Raw genomic sequence first — 19,634 nt, forward strand, 5'->3', positions numbered from 1 at the left:
CTGGCGATGGCCGGATCCGGCGTCCAGTCAATCATCTCGGCCGCAGATTTGCCAGCGCCGCGGCCATGTGGCTGTGAGGGTCGGCAGGTTGATGGCCGTGCGGGCGCCCCCATTCGGCGTCGCTGGCTTGCGCCGTGCGGCAGTCCGTCAATCGTGCGGTCGGGTGAAGACAGGGCCCCAGCGCCGGCCACCACAATAGTTGCAAGCCCTGCACCACAAAAAAAAGCCCGGCTTGCCGGGCTTTTTTAACAAGAGTGCGCAGCGCTTACATGCCGCTGTAGTTGGGCCCGCCGCCGCCCTCCGGCGTGACCCAGACGATGTTTTGCGTCGGGTCCTTGATGTCGCAGGTCTTGCAGTGCACGCAGTTTTGCGCGTTGATCTGCAGGCGATCGCTGTTGTCCTCGTTCTTCACAAACTCATACACGCCGGCCGGGCAGTAGCGGCTTTCGGGGCCGGCGTATTTGGCCAGGTTGATGTTGACCGGCACGCCGGCGTCCTTGAGCGTGAGATGCGCAGGCTGCTGCTCTTCGTGGTTGGTGTTGGACACAAACACAGAACTCAAACGGTCAAAGCTGATTTTGTTGTCGGGCTTGGGATAGACGATGGGTGTGCACTCGGCCGCCGGCTTGAGCATGGCGTAGTCCGGCTGGCTGCGGTGAATCGTCCACGGCGGGCTCTTGATGCCCAGTTTGGGCAGCAGCCACTGCTCGATGCCCGTCATGAGCGAGCCCATGTACACGCCCTTCTTGAACCAGGCCTTGAAGTTGCGCGACTGGTTCAGCTCCTGCGCCAGCCAGCTCTTGGCATAGGCCTCGGGGTAGGCGCTCAGTTCGTCGTGCTGGCGGCCGGCGGTCACGGCCGCATAGGCGGCTTCGGCGGCCAGCATGCCGGTCTTGATGGCGGCGTGGCTGCCCTTGATGCGGCTGGCGTTGAGGTAACCGGCTTCGCAGCCTACCAGGGCGCCGCCGGGGAACACGGTCTTGGGCAGGCTCAGGGCGCCGCCCGCCGTGATGGCGCGCGCGCCATAGCTGATGCGCTTGCCGCCTTCCAGGTATTGGCGGATAGCGGGGTGGGTTTTCCAGCGCTGCATTTCTTCAAATGGGCTGAGGTAGGGGTTGCTGTAGTCCAGACCGGTGACAAAGCCGAGCGTGACCTTGTTGTCTTCCAGGTGGTACATGAAACCGCCGCCGTAGGTCTGACTGTCCATGGGCCAGCCGGCGGTGTGCACGACCAGGCCGGGCTTGTGTTTGGACGAATCGATTTCCCAGAGTTCCTTCACGCCCAGTGCGTAGGCCTGCGGGTCCTTGCCTTCGTCGAGCTTGAAGCGGCTGATCAGCTGGCGGCCCAGGTGGCCGCGCGCGCCTTCGGCAAACACGGTGTATTTGCCGTGCAGTTCCATGCCGAGCTGGAAGTTGTCGGTCGGCTCGCCGTCTTTGCCGATACCCAGGTTGCCGGTGGCCACGCCCTTGACTGAGCCGTCCTCGTTGTAGAGCACTTCGGCAGCGGCAAAGCCGGGGAAAATTTCAACGCCGAGGTTTTCCGCCTGCTGCGCCAGCCAGCGCACCACATTGCCGAGGCTGATGACGTAATTGCCTTCGTTGTGAAAGCAGTCGGGCACCAGAAAATTGGGCGTCTTGGTCGCGCCGGTTTCGCTGAGGAACAGCACTTCGTCGCTGGTGACAGGCTGGTTCAGCGGCGCGCCCTGGGCCTTCCAGTCGGGAATCAGTTCGGTGAGGGCCTTGGGGTCCATCACCGCGCCCGAGAGAATGTGCGCGCCGGGCTCGGAGCCTTTTTCCAGTACCACGACGGAAATGTCCGTGCCCTTTTCGGCCGCGAGTTGTTTGAGGCGAATCGCCGTGGACAGGCCGCCGGGGCCGCCGCCCACAACGACGACGTCATATTCCATGGCCTCACGGGGGCCGAACTGGGCCAGAATTTCTTGGTTATTCATCGGGGACTCGCTGATAATGAATTTCAGGATAGGTTCTTTGTCTCGCCGCTGATTTTATGTTGCGAATGCAGATAGCCCGAATAGTCGTTCATCTTTCATCGGGAGGAGTCTCCAATGGCCTACAGTTTGGATCTTTCGGGACGTGTCGCCCTGGTGACCGGCGCTTCTGGCGGATTGGGTGCGCAGTTCGCAAAAACACTGAGCCGGGCCGGCGCTGCCGTGGTGCTGGCCAGCCGCAGACTCGACAAGCTCAAGGAACTGCGCGCGCAAATTGAGGCCGAGGGCGGCGATGCGCACGCGGTATCGCTCGATGTGACGGACTACGCCAGCATCAAGGCCGGCGTGGCCCATGCCGAAACCGAGGTCGGCCCTATCGACATTCTCGTCAACAATTCCGGCGTGAGCACGACGCAGCGCCTGCAGGAAGTGGCCGAAGAAGACTACGACTTCATTTTCAACACCAACGTGAAGGGCGCGTTTTTTGTCGCCCAGGAAGTCGGCAAGCGCATGCTGGCCCGCGCCAAGGGGGCGGCACCCGGCACCTACGCGGGGGGGCGCATCATCAACATCGCCTCCATGGCGGGGCTGCGCGTGCTGCCGCAAATCGGCGTGTACTGCATGAGCAAGGCCGCCGTGGTGCAAATGACCAAGGCCATGGCGCTGGAGTGGGGCAAGTTCGGCATCAACGTCAACGCCATTTGCCCGGGCTACATCGACACCGAGATCAACCACCACCACTGGGAAACCGAGCCGGGCCAAAAGCTGGTGCAGATGCTGCCGCGCAAGCGCATTGGCAAGCCGCAAGACCTGGACGCGCTGCTGGTCATGCTGGCCAGCGCTGAGAGCCACTTCGTCAACGGCGCCATCATTGCGGCCGACGACGGTTTCGGCGTCTGAATGATGGCTGGAGGGCGTCCGGTTTCCGAAAATAAAAAACCAGCCAGCGCATGCTGACGGGGGTGCTGGCGGGGCTCGCGGCGGGCGCGCTGTGGGGCCTGGTGTTTGTGGTGCCGCGCATGCTCACCATGGGCGAGGGCGGTTATTCCTCGGTGGACCTCACGGCCGGTCGCTTTGCCGTTTACGGCGTGGTGGCTGCCGCCGTGATGCTGCTGGGCCTGGGGCGCCGGCGCTGGCCCACGCCGCGGCAGGCCGGGGCCGCGCTGGTCATGAGCGTGCTGGGCTTTAGCGGCTACTACCTGCTGCTGGTGCTGGCCATCCGCGATGCGGGCACGGAAGTGCCCACCCTCATCATAGGCACCATCCCCCTGTGGATCATGCTGCTGGGCAAGCCGCTGGGCCTGCGCTGGTCAGCGCTGCTGCCGGGGCTGCTGCTTACCTTCGCGGGCCTGCTGCTCATGATGGGTTCCACGCAGGGCGCGGGCGCCGGCGATGCCACGCATTTCTGGCGCGGCATTGTCTTTGCCTTGATCTCGCTGCTGTGCTGGACGGTGTTCGCCATTGTCAATTCGGCCTGGCTCAAGAGGCACCCCGAGGTCAATGCCACCGACTGGGCCAACTGGCTGGGCGTGGCCACCGGCCTGGGCGCGCTGCTGATGTGGCTGGCGGCGGGCTCCGGGGCCGGCGTGCTGGCGGCACGTGAAGAGCGGGCCAGCTTTGCCCTGTTGTGCGTGATGGCCGGTTTCGGCTCGACCTGGCTGGCCACCATTTTGTGGAACATGGCCAGCCAGCGGCTCAGCGCCAGCCTGTGCGGGCAGCTCATCGTCAGCGAAACCATTTTTGCGCTGCTGTATTCTTTTGCCTGGGACGGCCATTGGCCCACGCCCGCGCAGTTCGGTGCCTGCGTACTGTTCACGCTGGGCATTCTTTCCTCCATACGGGCTCACCGCTGAGTCAGCTTGAGCGACCCTGGCGCATGAAAATTGAAATTCCCGAAAAGAAGAAACTGGTCCACGAGATGCGCATCGCCATTCGCTGGGGCGACATGGACGCGATGGGCCACCTCAACAACGGCACTTACTTTCGTTACCTGGAAACCATACGCATCGACTGGATGTACACCATTGGATGCAAGCCCGACCCGCAGGGCGAGGGGCCGGTGATCGTCAATGCCTTTTGCAATTTCTATAAGCAGCTCGAATACCCGCGCGACGTGCTGGTCAAGATGTATGTGAGCGACCCCGGCCGCACCACCTTTGAAAGCTGGGCGACGATGGCGCGCGCGGACCAACCCGATGTGATCTGTGCCGCAGGCGGCGCCACCACGATCTGGGTGGACTTTCCGGCGCAAAAAGCCAAGACCCTGCCGCACTGGATGCGCCAGCTGGTTGAGGGCTGAATTTGAGTTTAATGTGGCGCCTGCCCTTTGTCGATGGGCGTAGATGGCTATCAAATTAATAGCGACTACGCCAGTGCCAGAAGCCGGGTAGGACATTGACCGTGCCGGCGCTGTCAACTCAGTCGAGCTTGAGCCCCTTCTTGGCAATCAAATCGCCATACGTGGCCGTGTCGCTCTTGATGCGCTGCGCGAGTGCGGTGGCGGAGGTGTCGTCGGCTTTCCAGCCCAGCAGAAAGAGTTTTTGCCGCATCTCGCGCGAGCCGAGGATTTTGCCGAACTCGCTGCTCAGGCGCGCCTGGTGCGCTGCCGGCATTTTGGCGGGCGCCATGACCGCGTTCCACACTTCGATGTTGGTGGTTTTGGCGCCGATTTCCTGCATCGAAGGCAGCTCGGGTTCCAGTGGACTGCGTTTGGCCGAGGTCACGGCCACGGCCGTCAGTTTGCCCGCCTGCACCATCGGCATGACGGTCGATGCGGGCAGCAAGGTCATATGCACTTGTCCGCCCATCATGGCGTTGAGAATGGGCGGGCCGCCGTTGAATGGCACATGCAGTGGGTTGATGCCCAGCTGTTCCTTGACCAGCTCCATGCCCAGATGGCTGCCTGAGCCGGCACCTATGGAGCCGTAAGCGAGTTTGTCGCCGCTGGCGCGGACCTGTTTGATGTAATCGTCCACCGAACTTGTGATCGCTGATTTCGGCGCCACCCAGATCAGCGGCGCCGCGCCGATCAGGGCGATAGGCGCCAAGTCCTTCAGGGGGTCATAGGGCAGCTTGGCATAGAGGAATTTGGAGCTGGTCAGTGGGCCGTTGCCGATGACGCCGATGGTGTGGCCATCGTCGGCCTTGGCCGTGATATCGGCGCCGATGTTGCCGCTGGCACCGGGCCTGTTCTCCACGATCACGGGCTGGCCCAGGGCCCTGGACAGTGGCTCGGCCAGCATGCGGGCCTGGATGTCGGGTGAGGAGCCGCTGGGATAACCCACGATGATGCGCACGGCTTTGCTTGGCCAGGCGGCTTGGGTCTGGGCACCGGCGGCCAGCGGCAGCAACGCCAGGCCGAGCAGGGTCAGCCCGGCGCGGGTCAAGAAGGATGGTTTAGTGCGAGTCATGGTCATGGCTCCTGCCGAGCCGCCTCAAAGGAGGCAAGCGCCCCCTTGGGGGGCAGCGAACAAATGTGAGCGTGGGGGTTCATAGGGTCTCCTGGTTTTTGAAGGCTTGAAACAGATGCGGGCGCGGCGGTTGGCGCGCGCTTGAAGGGCTGGCCAGTTCGTCCTGGCGGACCTGGCTCTGCAGTTCGAAAAAAGCGGGCGCTGAAACCGCTGTGGCCACGGGCGACAGGGCCTGCACCAGCGCGTGCGTGTGGGCGCGCAGGGCGGCACGGTCCATACCCTGCAGCATCACGACGAAGTCCGCGCCGGCTCCGGCAGCCTCGACGGCGCTCGTGCGGTTGGCAATCGGGAAATCTTCTGACGCCACCGCCGTCCCCCAGTGGGTGCAGACGATCCTTGCCTGGTCCACCAGTTGCCCCAGCCGGGCTGCGGCTTGCGCGGCAAAAAGGTCCGCGTCGCCGCGCAAGTGCACGGTGGCCAGCTGCGTCGCCGTGGACTGGCCGTAAGCGCCCGACAGCGAGCAGGGCAGGCGCAAGAAGTCGCGCAGCTCGCTGCGCATGCGGGCCGACCAGGGGGTGGGATGGGTGAACACTTCGCGGTACTGCGCCGTGGCCAGGGCCTCGACGGAGGCCAGCCAGTAGCAGGTGAAGTAGCGCGGTGGCTGCGCCGACGGCTCATCCTCATGCGAGCGGTAGCGCCGCGCTTCGATAAAGCCCGGCAGGCCGACGCGCTCGGGCACATGCTCGAACGTGTGCCAGGTGTCGTACTCCGGCTGCAGCTGCGGGCTGCTGATGCTGTTCCACAGGGCCAGGAAGGCGCGGGCGGTGGGACGTCTCATACCGCGGCTTCAAGCTCGGGCTGCACCATGACCTTGGTCGCGACCTTGCTGCGGGCCAGCGCGAAACCTTCGTAGGCCAGCGACAGCGGCACGCGGTGCGTGATCATGTGGCGCAGCGTCTCCTGCTGATTGCGCATGAATTCCACCACCTCGGGCCAGGCTTGCTCCGGCGCGCGGTAGGAGCCGCGGATCTGCTGGTGCTGGCGGACCAGCGCCGTCAGGTCAATCGGCACCGGCGCCGCATGGATGCCGGTGATGACCAGCACCCCATGCGTTTTGAGGGCGCGCAGCGCCGGCTCGATCACGGCGGCAGCGCCGGTGGCTTCGATCACCACATCAAACTTGCCTTCCTGCAGGTAAGGCGTCAGGCCTTGTTCCATGCCCCCGTCGGCGAAATCGATGAGGTCGGTAAAACCCATTTTGCGCAGCACCTCGAAGCGCGCGGCGTCGCCATGGCCGGCCACCACGACCTGGCGCGCTCCGGCGGCCCACGCAAAGATGGCGATGCCCTGACCGATGTTGCCGGGGCCCAGCACCAGCACGCGATCGCCGCGTTGCACGTTGCCGGTGCGCACCGCCTCATGGCTCACGGTCAGGGGTTCGGTGAGGGCAGCCACCTCGGCGTCAACACCGGCGGGAATCGGCACGCAGTTGCGCGCCGGCACCAGCACCCAGGGGGCAAAGCCGCCGTCACGCGTCACGCCAATGCCGCGCCGCGTGACGCAGGCGTCGGGCTGGCCGGCCAGGCAGGCTTCGCAGCGGCCGCACACCACCGACGGCCGCACGGCCACCAGCTGCTGCAAGGGCAGGCCGGCCACCCCCTCGCCGCGGGCGGCGACTTCGCCGCTGAACTCGTGGCCCACGGTGACCGGCAGCGCAGCCGTCACAAAGTGATAGCTAGGGGTCCATTCGTCAATGTGCAGGTCGGTGCCGCAGACACCGGAGGATTTGACCTTGAGCAGCACCTCGCCCGGGCCGGGGGCGGGCGGGGGCGCGATGTCCTGGAGATCCAGGCCGCAGCCTGGTTTGAGTTTGCGCAGTGCGTGCATCGTGGGTTCACATCAGTGGGGAAGGAGCCCGAAGTGTCGACCGCCCTGATTCATACGTCAAAGACCGAGTTTGTATTTGAAGCATACTTATTGGATATGGCAACCGGGATGAAGGAGAGCTGTCCATGGAACTGCGGCATCTGCGTTATTTCGTCGGCGTGGCCGAACTCGGCAGTGTCAGCCGGGCCGCTGAAAAGCTGTTCATTGCCCAGCCGGCGCTGTCGGCCCAAATCCGCCAGCTGGAAGAAGAGCTGGGGGTCAGCCTGTTTGTGCGCCTGCCGCGCGGCGTCCGGCTGACGCAGGCTGGCGAGTCCTTCCTGGTAGACGCGCGGGCGATTCTGGCGCGCGCGCAGCAGGCGACGATACGGGCGCGGGAGCGGCAGTCGGGCCAGCGCGCGACCTTGCGGCTGGGGCTTGTGCCCTCGACCACGCATTCGGTGTTACCGGGCCTGTTGCAGCGGGTGCGGGACTCGGGCCTGGCTGCCAACATCGAGGCGCGCGAGATGATCACCTCGCGCCAGCTGCAGGCCTTGCGCAATGACGAGATTGATCTGGGCTTCGCCCGCCCCGGCGAGGGCAGCACGCCGGCGGAAACGGTCGCTGCCATTGACGACCCCTACTGCCTGGTCCTGCCCGAGGGCAACCCGCTGGCCGCCGGCCAGGGGCCGCTGTCCCTGAAGCGGGCCGCGCATGAGCATTTTGTGAGCTTTTCGCGCTACCAGGAGGCCGACTACTTCGACCGCACCGCCGCCCTGTGCCTGGAGGCCGGCTTCACGCCCGACATCCGCCATGAGGCCGGCCAGTTCGTGAATGTGCTGGCGCTGGTGGCCTGCGGTCTCGGCGTGGCCATTGTGCCGGCCTCGTTTGCCACCCTGCCGTTTGGCCGGGTGGTGTTCCGGCGGCTGCAGGCGTCGCGCTCCAAAAGCCAGCTGGTCATCCTGCGCGCACAGCGGCAGCTGCAGGACGACTGGTCTTCACAGATGACCCAGCTGGCCGTAGCCGAGCTTGACAGCCTGGCGGACAGGCTTGCCGCCGGACTCGATGGCACGGACCGCGGTGTTTTGCCACCGGGCTGACAAATACGCAGGGGATCGGCATCCAGGCGATGCCGTCAGCGCACGGCACGCCAGCTTTTGGCGTTGTCGGCCAGCCAGCGCGCGGCCAGTGCCTGGCCCTGGGCTTCGGGCGCGCTGTGCGCTTCCTGGTCGGGGTGGAAGTCGCGCCGCAGGTAGGCGAGCAGCGGCCCGGTGCAGCGCCAGACCATGCCGTCCTTGCCCCAGAAGAATTTCAGTGCGCTCCACCAGGTGCCGGGCTTGAAGGCGCTGCCGTCATGCCACAGGTTGAGCACGGTCTGGCGGCCGGCGTCCAGGATGAACAGCAGCAGCGCATAAAAATACCAGCGAATGCGCCAGGCGTAATTGCCGCCCAGCGCGGTGTACAAATCAAACGCCACGGCGCGGTGTTCGGTTTCTTCGGCTGCGTGCCAGCGCCATAGCGTTGCCATTTTGGGATCGGCGTTGGCAAACCAGCGTTCGTAGCGCAGCGTGCCGTCGGCAAACACGGCGGTGCAGTGCTCATAGGCGGCGGTGACGGCCAGCCAGTGCCGCGGGTGTATGCCCCGCTTTCTGCCGAAATCGATGCGCCGGCTGGCCCAGTGCTGCCAGCGGTTGACCAGGCCCTGCTTTTCCAGGTGCGCGTTGTACAGGATGTGCACATGGCGGTGCGTGGCTTCCTGGCCAATGAACTGGGTCGCGGCTTCGCGCAGCTTCGCATTCTCGGGGCTTTCGGGCAGCAGCTTCAGGCCGTCGCGCACCGAATCAATGAAGGACTGCTCGCCGACCGGAAAACTCATGGACAGCGCGTTGTAGTACTGGCTTAAAAAAGCGTCGCCGCCGTGCCAGTGGCGCGCAAAACCCTGGCTCAGGTCCACCTGCAGCTTGCGCACGGTGAGGCCGCTGGCATGCGCCAGGGTGGCAGAAGGGCTGGGACTGTGTTGCATGGTTGTCGCTGCTGGGTACACCGGAGTTTGAGGACCCACTGGTGCGCGTTGAATTGGCCTGTAGCCCAATCAACATGGGCGAAAGTTGCTATTAAATAGATAGCATCAAGAGGGCTTGGCGGGTTTGGGAACGCGTCCCATCAGGTAGAACTCGGGATTGGGCTGCATGTTGCTGAAGCTGGCCATGCGGTTCGAGAGGCCAAAAAACGCGGTAATGGCCGCAATGTCCCAGGCGTCTTCATCGTCAAAGCCGTGCGCGTACAGGGCCTCAAAGTCGGCGTCTTCAATCTGGTCGGACTGCTGGCAGACCTTCATCGCGAAGTCGAGCATGGCGCGCTGGCGCGGCGTGATGTCGGCCTTGCGGTAATTCACAGCCACCTGGTCGGCCACCAGCGGCTTCTTTTCGTAAATGCGCAGGATCGCGCCATGCGCCACCACGCAGTACAGGCACTTGTTGGCCGCGCTGGTGGTGGTGACTATCATTTCGCGCTCGCCCTTGGTGAGGGACCCGTTGGGGTTGGAGCCCGCTTCCTTGAGCATCAGCGCATCGTGGTAGGCGAAGAAGGCGCGCCACTCGGCCGGCCGGCGCGCCAGCGCCAGAAACACATTCGGCACAAAGCCGGCCTTTTCCTGCACCTCCAGCACCTTGGCCTTGATGTCATCGGGCAAATCCTTGAGTTCGGGGGCGGGGTAGCGTGCGCGCATGGTCTTGTCTCCTTCTCTTTGGGTGAGTGATGCTTGCAGGCAATGATACGTTCAGGTGCGGGCCATAAAAAAGCGCATGGCCGTGAAACCATGCGCTTGTGTCAGTGGCTGGCCGTCTTGCGTCAGGCCAGCCATGGAGTTGCCGCGGCTCAGGCCAGTTTGGCCAGTGCCCTGGCCACGCCGGCGCCATAGGCCGGATCGGCCTTGGTGCAGTTGGCGATGTGGCGCTCCTGTATCACCTTGGAGGCGCCGCCGACGGAGCGGGCGGTGTTGTCAAACAGCACCTGTTGCTGCGCCGGCGTCATCAGGCGGAACAGCTTGCCCGGCTGCGAGTAGTAGTCGTCATCCACGCGGTGGTTCCAGTGGTCGGCCGCGCCTTCAATCGACAGCGGCGGCTCTGCAAAGTCGGGCTGCTCTTGCAATGCGCCCTTGCTGTTGGGCTCGTAGCCGATCTCCGCGCCATTGTTGTTGTCCACGCGCATGCTGCCGTCGCGGTGGTAGCTGTGGAAGGGGCACTTGGGTGCATTGACCGGAATCTGGTGGTGGTTCACACCCAGCCGGTAGCGCTGCGCATCGCCATAGCTGAACAGGCGCGACTGCAGCATCTTGTCGGGCGAGAAGCTGATGCCCGGCACCACATTGGCCGGTGAGAAGGCCAGCTGCTCGATTTCGGCGAAGTAGTTTTCGGGGTTGCGGTTGAGCTCCAGCACGCCGACGTCGATCAGCGGGTAGTCCTTGTGCGGCCAGACCTTGGTCAGGTCGAAGGGGTTCAGGTGGTAGGTGGCAGCGTCTTTTTCGGGCATGACCTGGATCTTCAGATTCCAGCGCGGGAAGTCCTTGTTGTCGATCGCGTTCAGCAAATCGGCCTGCGCGCTTTCACGGTCGCGGCCCACCAGTTCGGCGGCTTCGGCGTCGGTCAGGTTCTGGATGCCTTGCTGCGTGACGAGGTGGAACTTGACCCAGAAGCGTTCATTCTTTGCATTGATGAAGCTGAAGGTATGGCTGCCAAAACCGTGCATGTGGCGGTAGGACCTGGGAATGCCGCGATCGCTCATCACGATGGTGACCTGGTGCAGCGCTTCGGGCAGCAGGGTCCAGAAATCCCAGTTGTTTTCGGCGCTGCGCAGGTTGGTGCGCGGGTCGCGCTTCACGGCGCGGTTGAGGTCGGGAAACTTCAGCGGGTCGCGCAGGAAGAACACCGGCGTGTTGTTGCCGACCAGATCCCAGTTGCCCTCTTCGGTGTAGAACTTGACGGCAAAGCCGCGGATGTCGCGCTCGGCATCGGCCGCTCCCCGCTCACCGGCGACGGTGGAGAAGCGAATTGCCAGTTCCGTCTTTTGGCCGATGGCGGAAAAGATTTTGGCCTTGGTGTAGCGGGTGATGTCGTGCGTCACGGTAAAGCTGCCGAAGGCGCCCGAGCCCTTGGCATGCATGCGCCGCTCGGGAATCACCTCGCGGGCAAAGTGGGCCAGCTTTTCCAGGTGCCAGACATCCTGCAACAGCACGGGTCCGCGCGGGCCTGCGGTTTGCGTGTTCTGGTTGTCAACGACAGGGGCGCCGGCGGCGGTGGTTAATTTGCTCATGGCTGCTTTCCTTTTCTGCTTCAAAGTGGCGGGGCTGAATTTCCGTCTTCCGGTTCCGCTGGGATCACCGGATCTTCATCAATAGATATAAGCTATTAATTTATGTTTTATTGTGGCTGTTGACTATTGGAAGCGCAATAGCGTGTCCATAGTAATTATTCAAAGCGCCGATAGGCAAGCCCTGTTGCCGCCTGAAGTCTTTCCCGAACGGGTGGCACCGGCATGAGCGTGCCCGCTATGCTGGCGGCTTTGATTCAGGAGCGCGCACATGGATTCCCAGTTCGAAAAAGGTTTGGCCACCCGCAAGCAGGTGATGGGCGAAGACTTTGTGGCCAAGGCCTTTGCCGGCGCCACCGATTTCACCCGGCCGATGCAGGAGCACATCACGGCCAAGGCCTGGGGCGATGTCTGGCAGCGTCCCGGCCTGGACCTCAAGACCCGCAGCCTCGTCACGGTCGCCATGCTGACGGCGCTGGGCAGGCAACATGAGCTCAAAGGCCATGTGCGTGGCGCGCTGAACAACGGCGCCACGCCAGAGGAAATTCAGGAGCTTCTGTTGCACGCCGCCGTGTATTGCGGCGTGCCGAGCGCGGTCGAGGCGTTTCGCAGCGCGGCCGACGTGATTGACGCGCCTGGAAAACCCTGAACGTCAAGTATTGTTCAAGGGTTTTGAGGCTGCGGCGGCTCCAGGCTATGCGCAAGCAGCTATTAAAAACGTAGCAAGCTTGCCATCTGCAGGGGGCGCTCGGATTCGCCGATCACAGGGGCTGCTCAGGCCAGCGTGAGGGTTTTCAGTTCGCCTTGCGCGATGCCGTGCAGCGTGCGCCAGGCCAGGCCCAGCACCAACAGGGTGGTGAAGGCCAGCAGCATCAGCGCCAGGATGTGGGCAAAGGCCGCGCCCAGGTGCGTTGCGTAGGTCAGCGCGGCAATCGAGGCGGCGGCCATCGGAAAGCCCGCCGCCCACCACGACACGCGAAACGGGCAGCAGCCCGGCAAATCGAGCAGCTTGGGAAACAGCACGGCCAGCATGAACAGCGCCAGGTAAAACAGGCCGCTGGCCAGCAGGTCCATCTGCCCCACCGTGCCCACATAGGCCGAAAAGCCCACGGCAAACGGCGCCAGCAAAATCAGCAGCGAAGGCCGCTGCGCTGCGGGCATGGGTTCTTCAAGCAGCAGGCGCGCAAAGATCAGGGCGAACAGCGGCAGCGTGAAGAACAGGCCCACCGCCAGCGAAAACAAAGCCACCTCGTACAGACCGGGCCAACCCAGCAAGTTGCCGGTAATCGGGATGTCCAGCGTGCCGACCACCGGCACGATCCAGGCCGGCGTGGCATGTGCGAGTTGCTGGCGCACGCTCATCCAGCGCTTGACCATCCACCAGGCAAACAGCACCATCAGCAGCGCGCCCAGCACCCACAGGGCGCCTGCCAGCGGCCGCGCATAAGGCAGCAGCACGGCCGGCAACAGCAGCAGCGAGATGATGAAAGTGGCGAAGAAGTTGGCCGCCACGGGGTGCACGAACTCGGCATGCACGGCGGCCGGCGCGCGCACCAGCTTCATGCCGTAGGCCGCGCACAGCACGAGAAAGACCAGCACGGCGGCCCCGCCTATGGTTTCTGATATCAGCGTCGGGAGGCTGTAGGCAGCGGCGGCGATGCGCCAGGCCAGGCACAGGGCGCTCAAGCTCATGACAGCGCCGAACAGGCTGACCGGCAGATGGTGCAGGGCGCTGTCGGGTGCAGCGTTGCGGGTGTCGGCGGAGGGATGGGCCGCGGTCGTGTTCATGGCGCTCCTTTATGAATTTTTCAGGCATTTTAGGGCTATGGCGCCCATGGAACAAGCGCAATAAGCTATCAAATAGATAGCGAAATGGGTTCAGCCGGCCATCAGTTTCTGCACCAGGTCGGCCGTGGTCGAGGCCTTGTATTTGCGCATCAGGCGCGCCCGGTAAATCTCCACGGTGCGGTGGCTGATGACGAGGGCGCGGCCGATTTCCTTGGACGTCAGACCACGCATCAGATGGGCGGCCACTTCGCGCTCGCGGGCGGTCAGCTCGGCCGTCACCGGCCGGCTGGCGCTCAGGTCTTCAAAGGTCCAGATGCCGGCCTCATGCGGCACGGCTCGGTTCAGGGCGCGCCCGGTGACATGGCACCAGAAGGTTTCGTCCTTGTTGCGTCCATCCACGCGCTTCATGATGCGGTTGTCCGAATACATGCCGGTGGCGTTGAGGATGGGCAGCATGCGGGCGCCTATGCGCTCGTATTCATCGACGCTGGGATAGAGAATCAGGAAGGATTGCCCCATGAGTCGCTCACGGCTGGTGCCAAACATGTCGCAGACATGCTGGTTGCAGTCCACAATGGAGCGGTTGCGGGATAGCACCAGTCCTACCGGCGCGAGGTCGAAAGCGAGCTGGTAATTCACGTCCATGGGGCTAACCTTTACGAAAAACTACGTACTGAGATACGTAGTATCGTAACCAACTCTCGGCCTTATTGGTCGTTTGCAAGCGCAGTTGATGTTTACCAGGAGACATTTGTGAACAAACTTTATCTTTCCGCGGAAGAGGCGCTCAAGGGCGTCGTCAAGGACGGTCAATTATTGGCCGTGGGTGGCTTTGGATTGTGCGGCATTCCCGAGGCCTTGATCGACGCCTTGAAGGGCAGCCAGGTCAAGGGCCTGACGGTGATCTCCAACAATGCCGGCGTTGACGGTTTTGGCCTGGGCAAGCTGCTGCAAACGCGGCAGATCAAGAAGATGATCTCCAGCTACGTGGGCGAGAACAAGGAGTTCGAGCGCCAGTACCTCGCAGGCGAGCTGGAACTTGAATTCACGCCGCAGGGCACGCTGGCTGAAAAGCTGCGCGCGGGCGGCGCCGGCATCCCGGCCTTCTTCACCAAGACCGGTGTGGGCACGCAGGTGGCCGAAGGCAAGGAGCTGCGCGAGTTTGACGGCGAGACCTATGTGATGGAGCGGGCGCTGGTGCCTGACGTGGCGCTGGTCAAGGCGCATGTGGCCGACAAGTCGGGCAACCTGCAGTTCCGCCTGACGGCGCGCAACTTCAATCCGGCGGCCGCCATGGCCGGCAGGGTCTGCATTGTGGAAGTCGAGCATGTGGTGGAGACGGGTGAACTTGAGCCCGACTCGATTCACTTGCCAGGCATTTATGTGCACCGCATCGTGCACAACCCGAATCCCGAAAAGCGCATCGAGAAACGAACCGTCACCGAGAAAGCAGGAGCGTAAATCATGGCATGGACACAAGACCAAATGGCGGCGCGTGCCGCGCAAGAGCTCGAAGACGGCTTTTACGTCAACCTCGGCATAGGCATTCCGACCCTGGTGGCCAACTATGTGCCAGCCGACAAGGAAGTCTGGCTGCAGTCGGAAAACGGCATGCTGGGCATTGGCCCGTTTCCCACCGAAGACGAAGTCGATGCCGACCTGATCAACGCCGGCAAGCAGACCGTCACCACCATCAAGGGCTCGTCGATCTTCGGCAGCCATGACAGCTTTGCCATGATTCGCGGCGGCAAGATCAACCTGTCCATCCTGGGCGCCATGCAGGTGAGCGAACACGGCGACCTGGCCAACTGGATGATTCCGGGCAAGATGGTCAAGGGCATGGGCGGCGCCATGGACCTGGTGGCCGGTGTCAAGCGCGTGATCGTCCTCATGGAGCATGTCGCCAAAAAGAAGGACGGCACCGAAGACCTGAAGATCCTGCCGCGCTGCACGCTGCCGCTGACCGGCGTGGGCGTGGTGGACCGCATCATCACCGATCTGGCCGTGATGGACGTGACGCCTCAGGGCCTCAAGGTGGTGGAACTGGCCCCCGGCGTGACGAAAGAAGCCCTGCAGGCCAAGACGGGCGTCAAGCTCCTCTGACCCTGAAATAGCGGCCGCCGGCCCGTTCAGGCCGCGGCTTTGCGGGCGCCGCGCGGTTTCGCGGTCTTTTCGCTTTTCTTGCGCTCAGCGGCGGCTTTGCGTTTGACCGGTGGGGCCTGCAGCAGCTCGTCCTTGGCCAGGTTCTCTATCATGGCCAGCAGCACCTTGCGCGTGAGCTTGATCTCTTCGGCTGCAATGCCTTCAATGCTCACGCTGTTGGTTTCTTCCGCCATGGGCACCAGCAGCTTCTTCAGCGCACGCCCTTCCTCGCTCAGGTAGACGTACACATTTTTCTTGTTGGTGGGCAACTGCTTGCGAACGATGTAGCCAAGGGCCTCCATGGCCTTCATGGCGGAGAAGGTGGTGGGCTCCATCACGCCGGCGCGCTCGCTGAGTTCCTTTTGCGTGAGGCCGTCCGATTCCCAGAGAATGCGCAGAAATGTCCAGTGGCCGAAGGGCACGCCCTGCGATGCCAGGCGTATTTGCAGCGCCTTCTGAAAGGCGCGCGACGCGTCACGGATCAGGTGTGCCAGGCGGTCATTGGGGACGGCCTCGCGCCAGTGGCGGATGATGTTTTGGGTGTCGTGGGTCATGAACCGGCATTGTGACTGACTTGGTGCCGGGGCCGGCACGCGCTGCCTGTTCGTGCCGACTGCAGCAGGGCCAGGCAGACTGCCGTGGTGGCGCGGGCCCATTCACCGCTGTGAACGGCCGGGCGGTCCTTCACCACGGTAGCGAAAAGCTCGTCAATCACCTCCCGGCGGGGAATGACGGGCGCGGGCAGGGTCTCAATCACTTTTTGGCTGTCGGTGTAGATAGCGATCCCGGTTGCGCCGGGCCGCAAGTCGGCCTTTTCGCAGTTCACAATGATTTGCCCGAAATGCTGATGCGCCAGGTTTTGGGGCAGGGCGGTGCCGGGCACATACAGGCTGCCGCCATAGTTGCGTGCCGCTTTCAGCGCGCTTTCCTCAGTGGACGTGGCGGCGTTTTGCAGGCGCTTGCGTGCTGCGCCGTAGTCGTCCGGGTCTTTCGCCTGGCCCATCTCGCCGATGTTGTCCATCAGCTCGTCCGAATCGTAGTGGCCGTAGCCGCTGTAGGTGGCAGAGGCGAACGCGCCGCCTTCAAAGCCCAGGAGGGCGCTGTAGGCGCCTTCCGTCGGGCGGGCCGCATCCCATGAGCCGGTGTGGGCGCGTACGCTGTTCACCAGCCCGCCGCCCAGCAGCCGGACGATGTCCATCTGGTGCGTCGCCTGGCTGTGGATGACGCCGCCGCCGGCCTGGGTGTCCAGCTCTTCCGGCCTGCGTGGCCGGTACAGGAAATCGGTGAAGTTCAGTGCGTTAATCATCCGCACAGCGCCGTAGCGGCCGCTGTCAATGATTTCCCGTGTGCGCCGGATGGGCGTATTGAAGCTGTGGCTGTGCCCCACGATGAGGTGAACGCCCGCACGGCGGGTGGCCTCGATCATGCGGGTGCATTCGTGCACCGTCAGGGCCATGGGTTTTTCAACCATCACGTGTTTGCCGTGTGAAGCGGCGAGGCACACATGCGCGGCATGAAACTGGTGCGGGGAGGCGATGTAAAGCACTTCAACCGCCGGGTTGGCGCACAGCGCCTCCATCGATTCGTAGCCGGGCGCACCAAAGTCTTTTTCAAACTGTGCCCGGGCAGCGGCAATGGGGTCGGTCGCGCCCACCAGCTTGACGCGGCTGTCATGCACAAAGGTGGGCAGCATGAGCGTGAAAGCCCGCCCCAGGCCGACGACGCCAATCTTCAGTGTCCTGTTTGTCATAAGTCCAGTACCAGTTCAGGCGATTTGGCACGCGACACGCAGACCATGATGTGGTCGGCTTTTTCTTCGTCGCTCAGCACCATGTCGCGGTGTTCGGCCTCGCCGGCCAGCAGGCCGGTTTTGCACGAGCCGCAGGTACCGCTTTCGCAGGAGCTGGGCACGCGCAATCCCTTGCCGCGCAGGGCTTCCAGGAGGGTCTGTCCGGCACCCACGTCAAGGGTGGCGCCTGTCTTTTCAAGGCGGACGGTGAAGGGGGCGTTTTCGGCATAGGCCTTGGCATCGACACCGAAGCTTTCAAAATGCACGGTGCCGGAAGGCCAGTGGCCCGACATGTCCGCCACGCTGTCCATGAGGCCTTTGGGGCCGCAGCAGTAAACATGCGCGGCGGCGGGCCTTTCAAACACCGGCCACAAGTCCAGCGCCTGCCCCATGTCGCCGTTGTCGTGGTGAATCTGGACCTGGCCGGCAAATTCTGAATGGATGTCGTCCATGAAGGCGGTGCCGGCCGCATCTCGTGTGCAGTAGTAGAGCTTGAAGCCGCCGCGGCCCGTGCTTTTGAGGTGGCGCATCATCGACAGGATGGGGGTGATGCCAATGCCGCCGGCCACAAAAATAAAGTCCATGGCGCGTTCTGCCAGCGCGAAATTGTTCCGGGGGGCGCTCACCGAAAGCAGCTGGCCGAGATGCACGTCGTCGGCCATGCTGACGGAGCCGCCGCGCCCGGCATGGTCGCGCTTGACGGCGATCTGCCAGGCGCTGGTGTCCGCCGGATTGCTGCACAGCGAGTAGTTGCGCCGCACGCCGCTGGGCACCTGCACCGTCAAGTGGGATCCGGCGCTGAAAGCGGGGAGCGGCGCGCCATCGGGATGACGCAGCTCGAACAGGTAAATGCCTTGTGCGACGGCTTCCTTTTTTACAACCCGGAGGTTGAAGAAATCCGGCTCCACGGTTGCCGCATCCGTTGCGACGTCAGGGTTAACGCTCATGGGTGTCTCCACAAAATTTTCTTGACAAGTCATAAAATCGCGATAATCTTAGTCATCTAAGAATAATCCGGTTGCTCCGGATTTGCAAGCTGTTTTGAGTTGAAATTTGAAGGACATTCGCGATGTTGACCGCTGAAGAAAATGACTTGTTGTGCCGCGTGGAAGGCAAGGCCCCCATGGGCCAGCTGATGCGCCGCCACTGGACGCCGGTTTGCCTGATCGAAGAGGTCAGCGAGCCGGACGGCACGCCCGTCAAGGCGAGGGTGTTTGGCGAAGACCTGGTGGTGTTTCGTGACACCAAGGGCCGTGTGGGCGTGATGGACGAGTATTGCCCGCATCGGCGCGTGTCACTGGTGTTCGGCCGCAATGAAGACTGCGGCCTGCGCTGCCTGTACCACGGCTGGAAGATGGATGTGGAGGGCAACGTGCTGGAAATGGTCTCTGAGCCGGCGGCCAGCGGCATGGCGCAAAAGGTCAAGCACCTGGCCTACCCGGTGAAAGAGTGGGGCGGTTTTGTCTGGGCTTACATGGGCCCGCCGGAAACCCAGCCCGAGTTTCAGCCGCCTGCGTGGGCACCCACGGCAGACGCGCAGGTGACGATTGCCAAGGCCATCATCCCCTGCAACTGGGCCCAGATTCTGGAGGGCGCCATCGATTCGGCGCACAGCTCCAGCCTGCACTCGTCGGACATGGTGCCGGCCCGGGTAGAAGGCGCCGAGGCGACCGACACCAACTGGTTGCGACCCTCTACCGACAAGGCGCCGCGCATGCAGGTGGAGCGCGGGCCCTATGGCTTTCGCTATGCGGCCATACGGCGGCCCATCACCAACGCGGCCGCGAACGACTACGTGCGCTCCACCGTCTTCGTGGCGCCTGCAACCGCATTGATCCCGCCCAACAACCTCTACAACGTGGCCAACATCAACGTGCCGATGGACGACACCAACACGGCGTTTTACTTCATCGCCTGGGGCCATCCGGCACAAACACCCGACACGGCCACCTGGAGGACGTTTCTGGGCCAGCAGATCGGGCCAGACCTGGATGAAAAATACGTGCCGCTGCGTCATCGGGGCAACCACTTCTGGCAGGACCGCGCCGCGATGAAAGCCGGCAACTTCACCGGCATCACCGGCTTTCCCAACCAGGACATCGCGATGTGGGTGACCATGGGGCCGATTGCCGATCGCACCCATGACCGGCTCGGCGCCAGCGATCTGGCCGTCGTGGAGTTCCGCAAGCAGATGCTGGAGGCGGTACGCGCTTTTCAGGACGGAGCCCCCGCGATCGGCACCGGCGAGTCCCGTATCCCTTCCAGCGTCTGCGCGTTCCAGGCTATTGTTCCCAAAACGACCGACTGGCGTGCTTTTTCGACGTCCCATGTGTGGGATTCGAACGAACCCGCGCTGGAGCCTTCTTATTCCACGTCCGCTTCCTAG

General features: G+C 63.4%; 20 protein-coding genes. 8 read left to right on the plus strand and 12 right to left on the minus strand.

Features of this window, described 5'->3' with window-relative positions; all coding sequences use genetic code 11:
• Positions 1-265: 265 nt before the first annotated feature.
• A complete protein-coding gene (locus PJE01S_RS04595; protein ID WP_068831992.1) occupies positions 266-1,951 on the minus strand; it encodes an electron transfer flavoprotein-ubiquinone oxidoreductase in 1,686 nt (561 codons plus the stop codon).
• A gap of 114 nt (positions 1,952-2,065) precedes the next feature.
• On the opposite strand from PJE01S_RS04595, the gene PJE01S_RS04600 reads away from it, so the two are divergent.
• From PJE01S_RS04600 to PJE01S_RS04610, 3 genes are read left to right on the plus strand one after another with little or no spacing between them, the layout of a single operon-like run.
• The gene (locus PJE01S_RS04600) at positions 2,066-2,848 is read left to right on the plus strand and encodes an SDR family oxidoreductase (protein ID WP_068831993.1); all 783 of its coding nucleotides are present in this window, start codon (positions 2,066-2,068) and stop codon (positions 2,846-2,848) included.
• 50 nt (positions 2,849-2,898) lie between these two features.
• Positions 2,899-3,801: a DMT family transporter gene (locus tag PJE01S_RS04605; protein WP_068831994.1), complete on the plus strand. Its 903-nt coding sequence runs from the start codon at positions 2,899-2,901 to the stop codon at positions 3,799-3,801.
• 23 nt (positions 3,802-3,824) lie between these two features.
• Positions 3,825-4,247, plus strand: coding sequence for an acyl-CoA thioesterase (locus tag PJE01S_RS04610; protein WP_068831995.1), 423 nt, complete (start codon positions 3,825-3,827; stop codon positions 4,245-4,247).
• A gap of 118 nt (positions 4,248-4,365) precedes the next feature.
• Here PJE01S_RS04610 and PJE01S_RS04615 read toward each other — a convergent pair whose 3' ends face one another.
• The 3 genes from PJE01S_RS04615 to PJE01S_RS04625 form a co-directional block, all read right to left on the minus strand.
• Complete coding sequence (locus tag PJE01S_RS04615; protein ID WP_068832277.1) at positions 4,366-5,358, minus strand: Bug family tripartite tricarboxylate transporter substrate binding protein; 993 nt, start codon at positions 5,356-5,358, stop codon at positions 4,366-4,368.
• A gap of 79 nt (positions 5,359-5,437) precedes the next feature.
• Complete coding sequence (locus tag PJE01S_RS04620; protein ID WP_068831996.1) at positions 5,438-6,196, minus strand: DUF4286 family protein; 759 nt, start codon at positions 6,194-6,196, stop codon at positions 5,438-5,440.
• Entirely contained in the window at positions 6,193-7,245 is a 1,053-nt protein-coding gene (locus PJE01S_RS04625) for a zinc-dependent alcohol dehydrogenase (protein WP_068831997.1), read from the minus strand. The genes PJE01S_RS04620 and PJE01S_RS04625 overlap by 4 nt, the downstream gene beginning before the upstream one ends.
• Positions 7,246-7,370: 125 nt before the next feature.
• On the opposite strand from PJE01S_RS04625, the gene PJE01S_RS04630 reads away from it, so the two are divergent.
• Positions 7,371-8,321 (plus strand): LysR substrate-binding domain-containing protein, encoded by a 951-nt coding sequence (locus PJE01S_RS04630; protein WP_068831998.1) that lies wholly within the window; start codon positions 7,371-7,373, stop codon positions 8,319-8,321.
• A 35-nt stretch (positions 8,322-8,356) separates the two neighbouring features.
• On the opposite strand, the gene PJE01S_RS04635 is transcribed toward PJE01S_RS04630, so the two are convergent.
• The 3 genes from PJE01S_RS04635 to PJE01S_RS04645 form a co-directional block, all read right to left on the minus strand.
• The gene (locus PJE01S_RS04635; RefSeq protein ID WP_068831999.1) at positions 8,357-9,244 is read right to left on the minus strand and encodes a metal-dependent hydrolase; all 888 of its coding nucleotides are present in this window, start codon (positions 9,242-9,244) and stop codon (positions 8,357-8,359) included.
• Between the two features lie 105 nt (positions 9,245-9,349).
• The gene (locus PJE01S_RS04640) at positions 9,350-9,949 is read right to left on the minus strand and encodes a peroxidase-related enzyme (protein ID WP_068832000.1); all 600 of its coding nucleotides are present in this window, start codon (positions 9,947-9,949) and stop codon (positions 9,350-9,352) included.
• A gap of 149 nt (positions 9,950-10,098) precedes the next feature.
• Entirely contained in the window at positions 10,099-11,532 is a 1,434-nt protein-coding gene (locus PJE01S_RS04645; RefSeq protein ID WP_068832001.1) for a catalase, read from the minus strand.
• A 268-nt stretch (positions 11,533-11,800) separates the two neighbouring features.
• Between PJE01S_RS04645 and PJE01S_RS04650 the strand changes: the two genes are divergently transcribed.
• On the plus strand, positions 11,801-12,178 hold the full coding sequence (locus PJE01S_RS04650) for a carboxymuconolactone decarboxylase family protein (RefSeq protein ID WP_068832002.1): 378 nt from the start codon (positions 11,801-11,803) through the stop codon (positions 12,176-12,178).
• A gap of 125 nt (positions 12,179-12,303) precedes the next feature.
• On the opposite strand, the gene PJE01S_RS04655 is transcribed toward PJE01S_RS04650, so the two are convergent.
• Complete coding sequence (locus PJE01S_RS04655) at positions 12,304-13,317, minus strand: SLAC1 anion channel family protein (RefSeq protein WP_068832003.1); 1,014 nt, start codon at positions 13,315-13,317, stop codon at positions 12,304-12,306.
• A 90-nt stretch (positions 13,318-13,407) separates the two neighbouring features.
• Positions 13,408-13,962 (minus strand): LuxR C-terminal-related transcriptional regulator, encoded by a 555-nt coding sequence (locus PJE01S_RS04660; RefSeq protein WP_068832004.1) that lies wholly within the window; start codon positions 13,960-13,962, stop codon positions 13,408-13,410.
• 108 nt (positions 13,963-14,070) lie between these two features.
• On the opposite strand from PJE01S_RS04660, the gene PJE01S_RS04665 reads away from it, so the two are divergent.
• Positions 14,071-14,778 carry a CoA transferase subunit A gene (locus tag PJE01S_RS04665; protein WP_068832005.1) on the plus strand — a complete coding sequence of 236 codons (708 nt, stop codon included), beginning with the start codon at positions 14,071-14,073 and terminating at the stop codon, positions 14,776-14,778.
• A 3-nt stretch (positions 14,779-14,781) separates the two neighbouring features.
• Positions 14,782-15,420 carry a CoA transferase subunit B gene (locus tag PJE01S_RS04670; protein WP_068832006.1) on the plus strand — a complete coding sequence of 213 codons (639 nt, stop codon included), beginning with the start codon at positions 14,782-14,784 and terminating at the stop codon, positions 15,418-15,420.
• Positions 15,421-15,446: 26 nt separating this feature from the next.
• On the opposite strand, the gene PJE01S_RS04675 is transcribed toward PJE01S_RS04670, so the two are convergent.
• Genes PJE01S_RS04675 through PJE01S_RS04685 form a run of 3 tightly spaced genes read right to left on the minus strand, consistent with a single transcriptional unit; the run spans position 15,447 to position 18,195 of the window.
• On the minus strand, positions 15,447-16,013 hold the full coding sequence (locus PJE01S_RS04675) for a MarR family winged helix-turn-helix transcriptional regulator (RefSeq protein WP_068832007.1): 567 nt from the start codon (positions 16,011-16,013) through the stop codon (positions 15,447-15,449).
• Positions 16,010-17,209: a Gfo/Idh/MocA family protein gene (locus tag PJE01S_RS04680; protein ID WP_068832008.1), complete on the minus strand. Its 1,200-nt coding sequence runs from the start codon at positions 17,207-17,209 to the stop codon at positions 16,010-16,012. The genes PJE01S_RS04675 and PJE01S_RS04680 overlap by 4 nt, the downstream gene beginning before the upstream one ends.
• Positions 17,206-18,195, minus strand: a complete 990-nt coding sequence (locus tag PJE01S_RS04685) for a PDR/VanB family oxidoreductase (RefSeq protein WP_068832009.1) — start codon at positions 18,193-18,195, stop codon at positions 17,206-17,208. The genes PJE01S_RS04680 and PJE01S_RS04685 overlap by 4 nt, the downstream gene beginning before the upstream one ends.
• 122 nt (positions 18,196-18,317) lie before the next feature.
• Between PJE01S_RS04685 and PJE01S_RS04690 the strand changes: the two genes are divergently transcribed.
• A complete protein-coding gene (locus PJE01S_RS04690) occupies positions 18,318-19,634 on the plus strand; it encodes a Rieske 2Fe-2S domain-containing protein (protein WP_068832010.1) in 1,317 nt (438 codons plus the stop codon).

It is taken from the genome of Polaromonas jejuensis NBRC 106434, assembly GCF_001598235.1.
GTDB lineage: Bacteria > Pseudomonadota > Gammaproteobacteria > Burkholderiales > Burkholderiaceae_C > Polaromonas > Polaromonas jejuensis.

Excerpts from the sequence above, each read along its gene's own strand:
- PJE01S_RS04595 (WP_068831992.1), bottom strand. The coding sequence starts at position 1,951 with ATGAATAACCAAGAAATTCTGGCCCAGTTCGGCCCCCGTGAGGCCATG.
- PJE01S_RS04600 (WP_068831993.1), top strand. The coding sequence starts at position 2,066 with ATGGCCTACAGTTTGGATCTTTCGGGACGTGTCGCCCTGGTGACCGGC.
- PJE01S_RS04605 (WP_068831994.1), top strand. The coding sequence starts at position 2,899 with ATGCTGACGGGGGTGCTGGCGGGGCTCGCGGCGGGCGCGCTGTGGGGC.
- PJE01S_RS04610 (WP_068831995.1), top strand. The coding sequence starts at position 3,825 with ATGAAAATTGAAATTCCCGAAAAGAAGAAACTGGTCCACGAGATGCGC.
- PJE01S_RS04615 (WP_068832277.1), bottom strand. The coding sequence starts at position 5,358 with ATGACTCGCACTAAACCATCCTTCTTGACCCGCGCCGGGCTGACCCTG.
- PJE01S_RS04620 (WP_068831996.1), bottom strand. The coding sequence starts at position 6,196 with ATGAGACGTCCCACCGCCCGCGCCTTCCTGGCCCTGTGGAACAGCATC.
- PJE01S_RS04625 (WP_068831997.1), bottom strand. The coding sequence starts at position 7,245 with ATGCACGCACTGCGCAAACTCAAACCAGGCTGCGGCCTGGATCTCCAG.
- PJE01S_RS04630 (WP_068831998.1), top strand. The coding sequence starts at position 7,371 with ATGGAACTGCGGCATCTGCGTTATTTCGTCGGCGTGGCCGAACTCGGC.
- PJE01S_RS04635 (WP_068831999.1), bottom strand. The coding sequence starts at position 9,244 with ATGCAACACAGTCCCAGCCCTTCTGCCACCCTGGCGCATGCCAGCGGC.
- PJE01S_RS04640 (WP_068832000.1), bottom strand. The coding sequence starts at position 9,949 with ATGCGCGCACGCTACCCCGCCCCCGAACTCAAGGATTTGCCCGATGAC.
- PJE01S_RS04645 (WP_068832001.1), bottom strand. The coding sequence starts at position 11,532 with ATGAGCAAATTAACCACCGCCGCCGGCGCCCCTGTCGTTGACAACCAG.
- PJE01S_RS04650 (WP_068832002.1), top strand. The coding sequence starts at position 11,801 with ATGGATTCCCAGTTCGAAAAAGGTTTGGCCACCCGCAAGCAGGTGATG.
- PJE01S_RS04655 (WP_068832003.1), bottom strand. The coding sequence starts at position 13,317 with ATGAACACGACCGCGGCCCATCCCTCCGCCGACACCCGCAACGCTGCA.
- PJE01S_RS04660 (WP_068832004.1), bottom strand. The coding sequence starts at position 13,962 with ATGGACGTGAATTACCAGCTCGCTTTCGACCTCGCGCCGGTAGGACTG.
- PJE01S_RS04670 (WP_068832006.1), top strand. The coding sequence starts at position 14,782 with ATGGCATGGACACAAGACCAAATGGCGGCGCGTGCCGCGCAAGAGCTC.
- PJE01S_RS04675 (WP_068832007.1), bottom strand. The coding sequence starts at position 16,013 with ATGACCCACGACACCCAAAACATCATCCGCCACTGGCGCGAGGCCGTC.
- PJE01S_RS04680 (WP_068832008.1), bottom strand. The coding sequence starts at position 17,209 with ATGACAAACAGGACACTGAAGATTGGCGTCGTCGGCCTGGGGCGGGCT.
- PJE01S_RS04685 (WP_068832009.1), bottom strand. The coding sequence starts at position 18,195 with ATGAGCGTTAACCCTGACGTCGCAACGGATGCGGCAACCGTGGAGCCG.
- PJE01S_RS04690 (WP_068832010.1), top strand. The coding sequence starts at position 18,318 with ATGTTGACCGCTGAAGAAAATGACTTGTTGTGCCGCGTGGAAGGCAAG.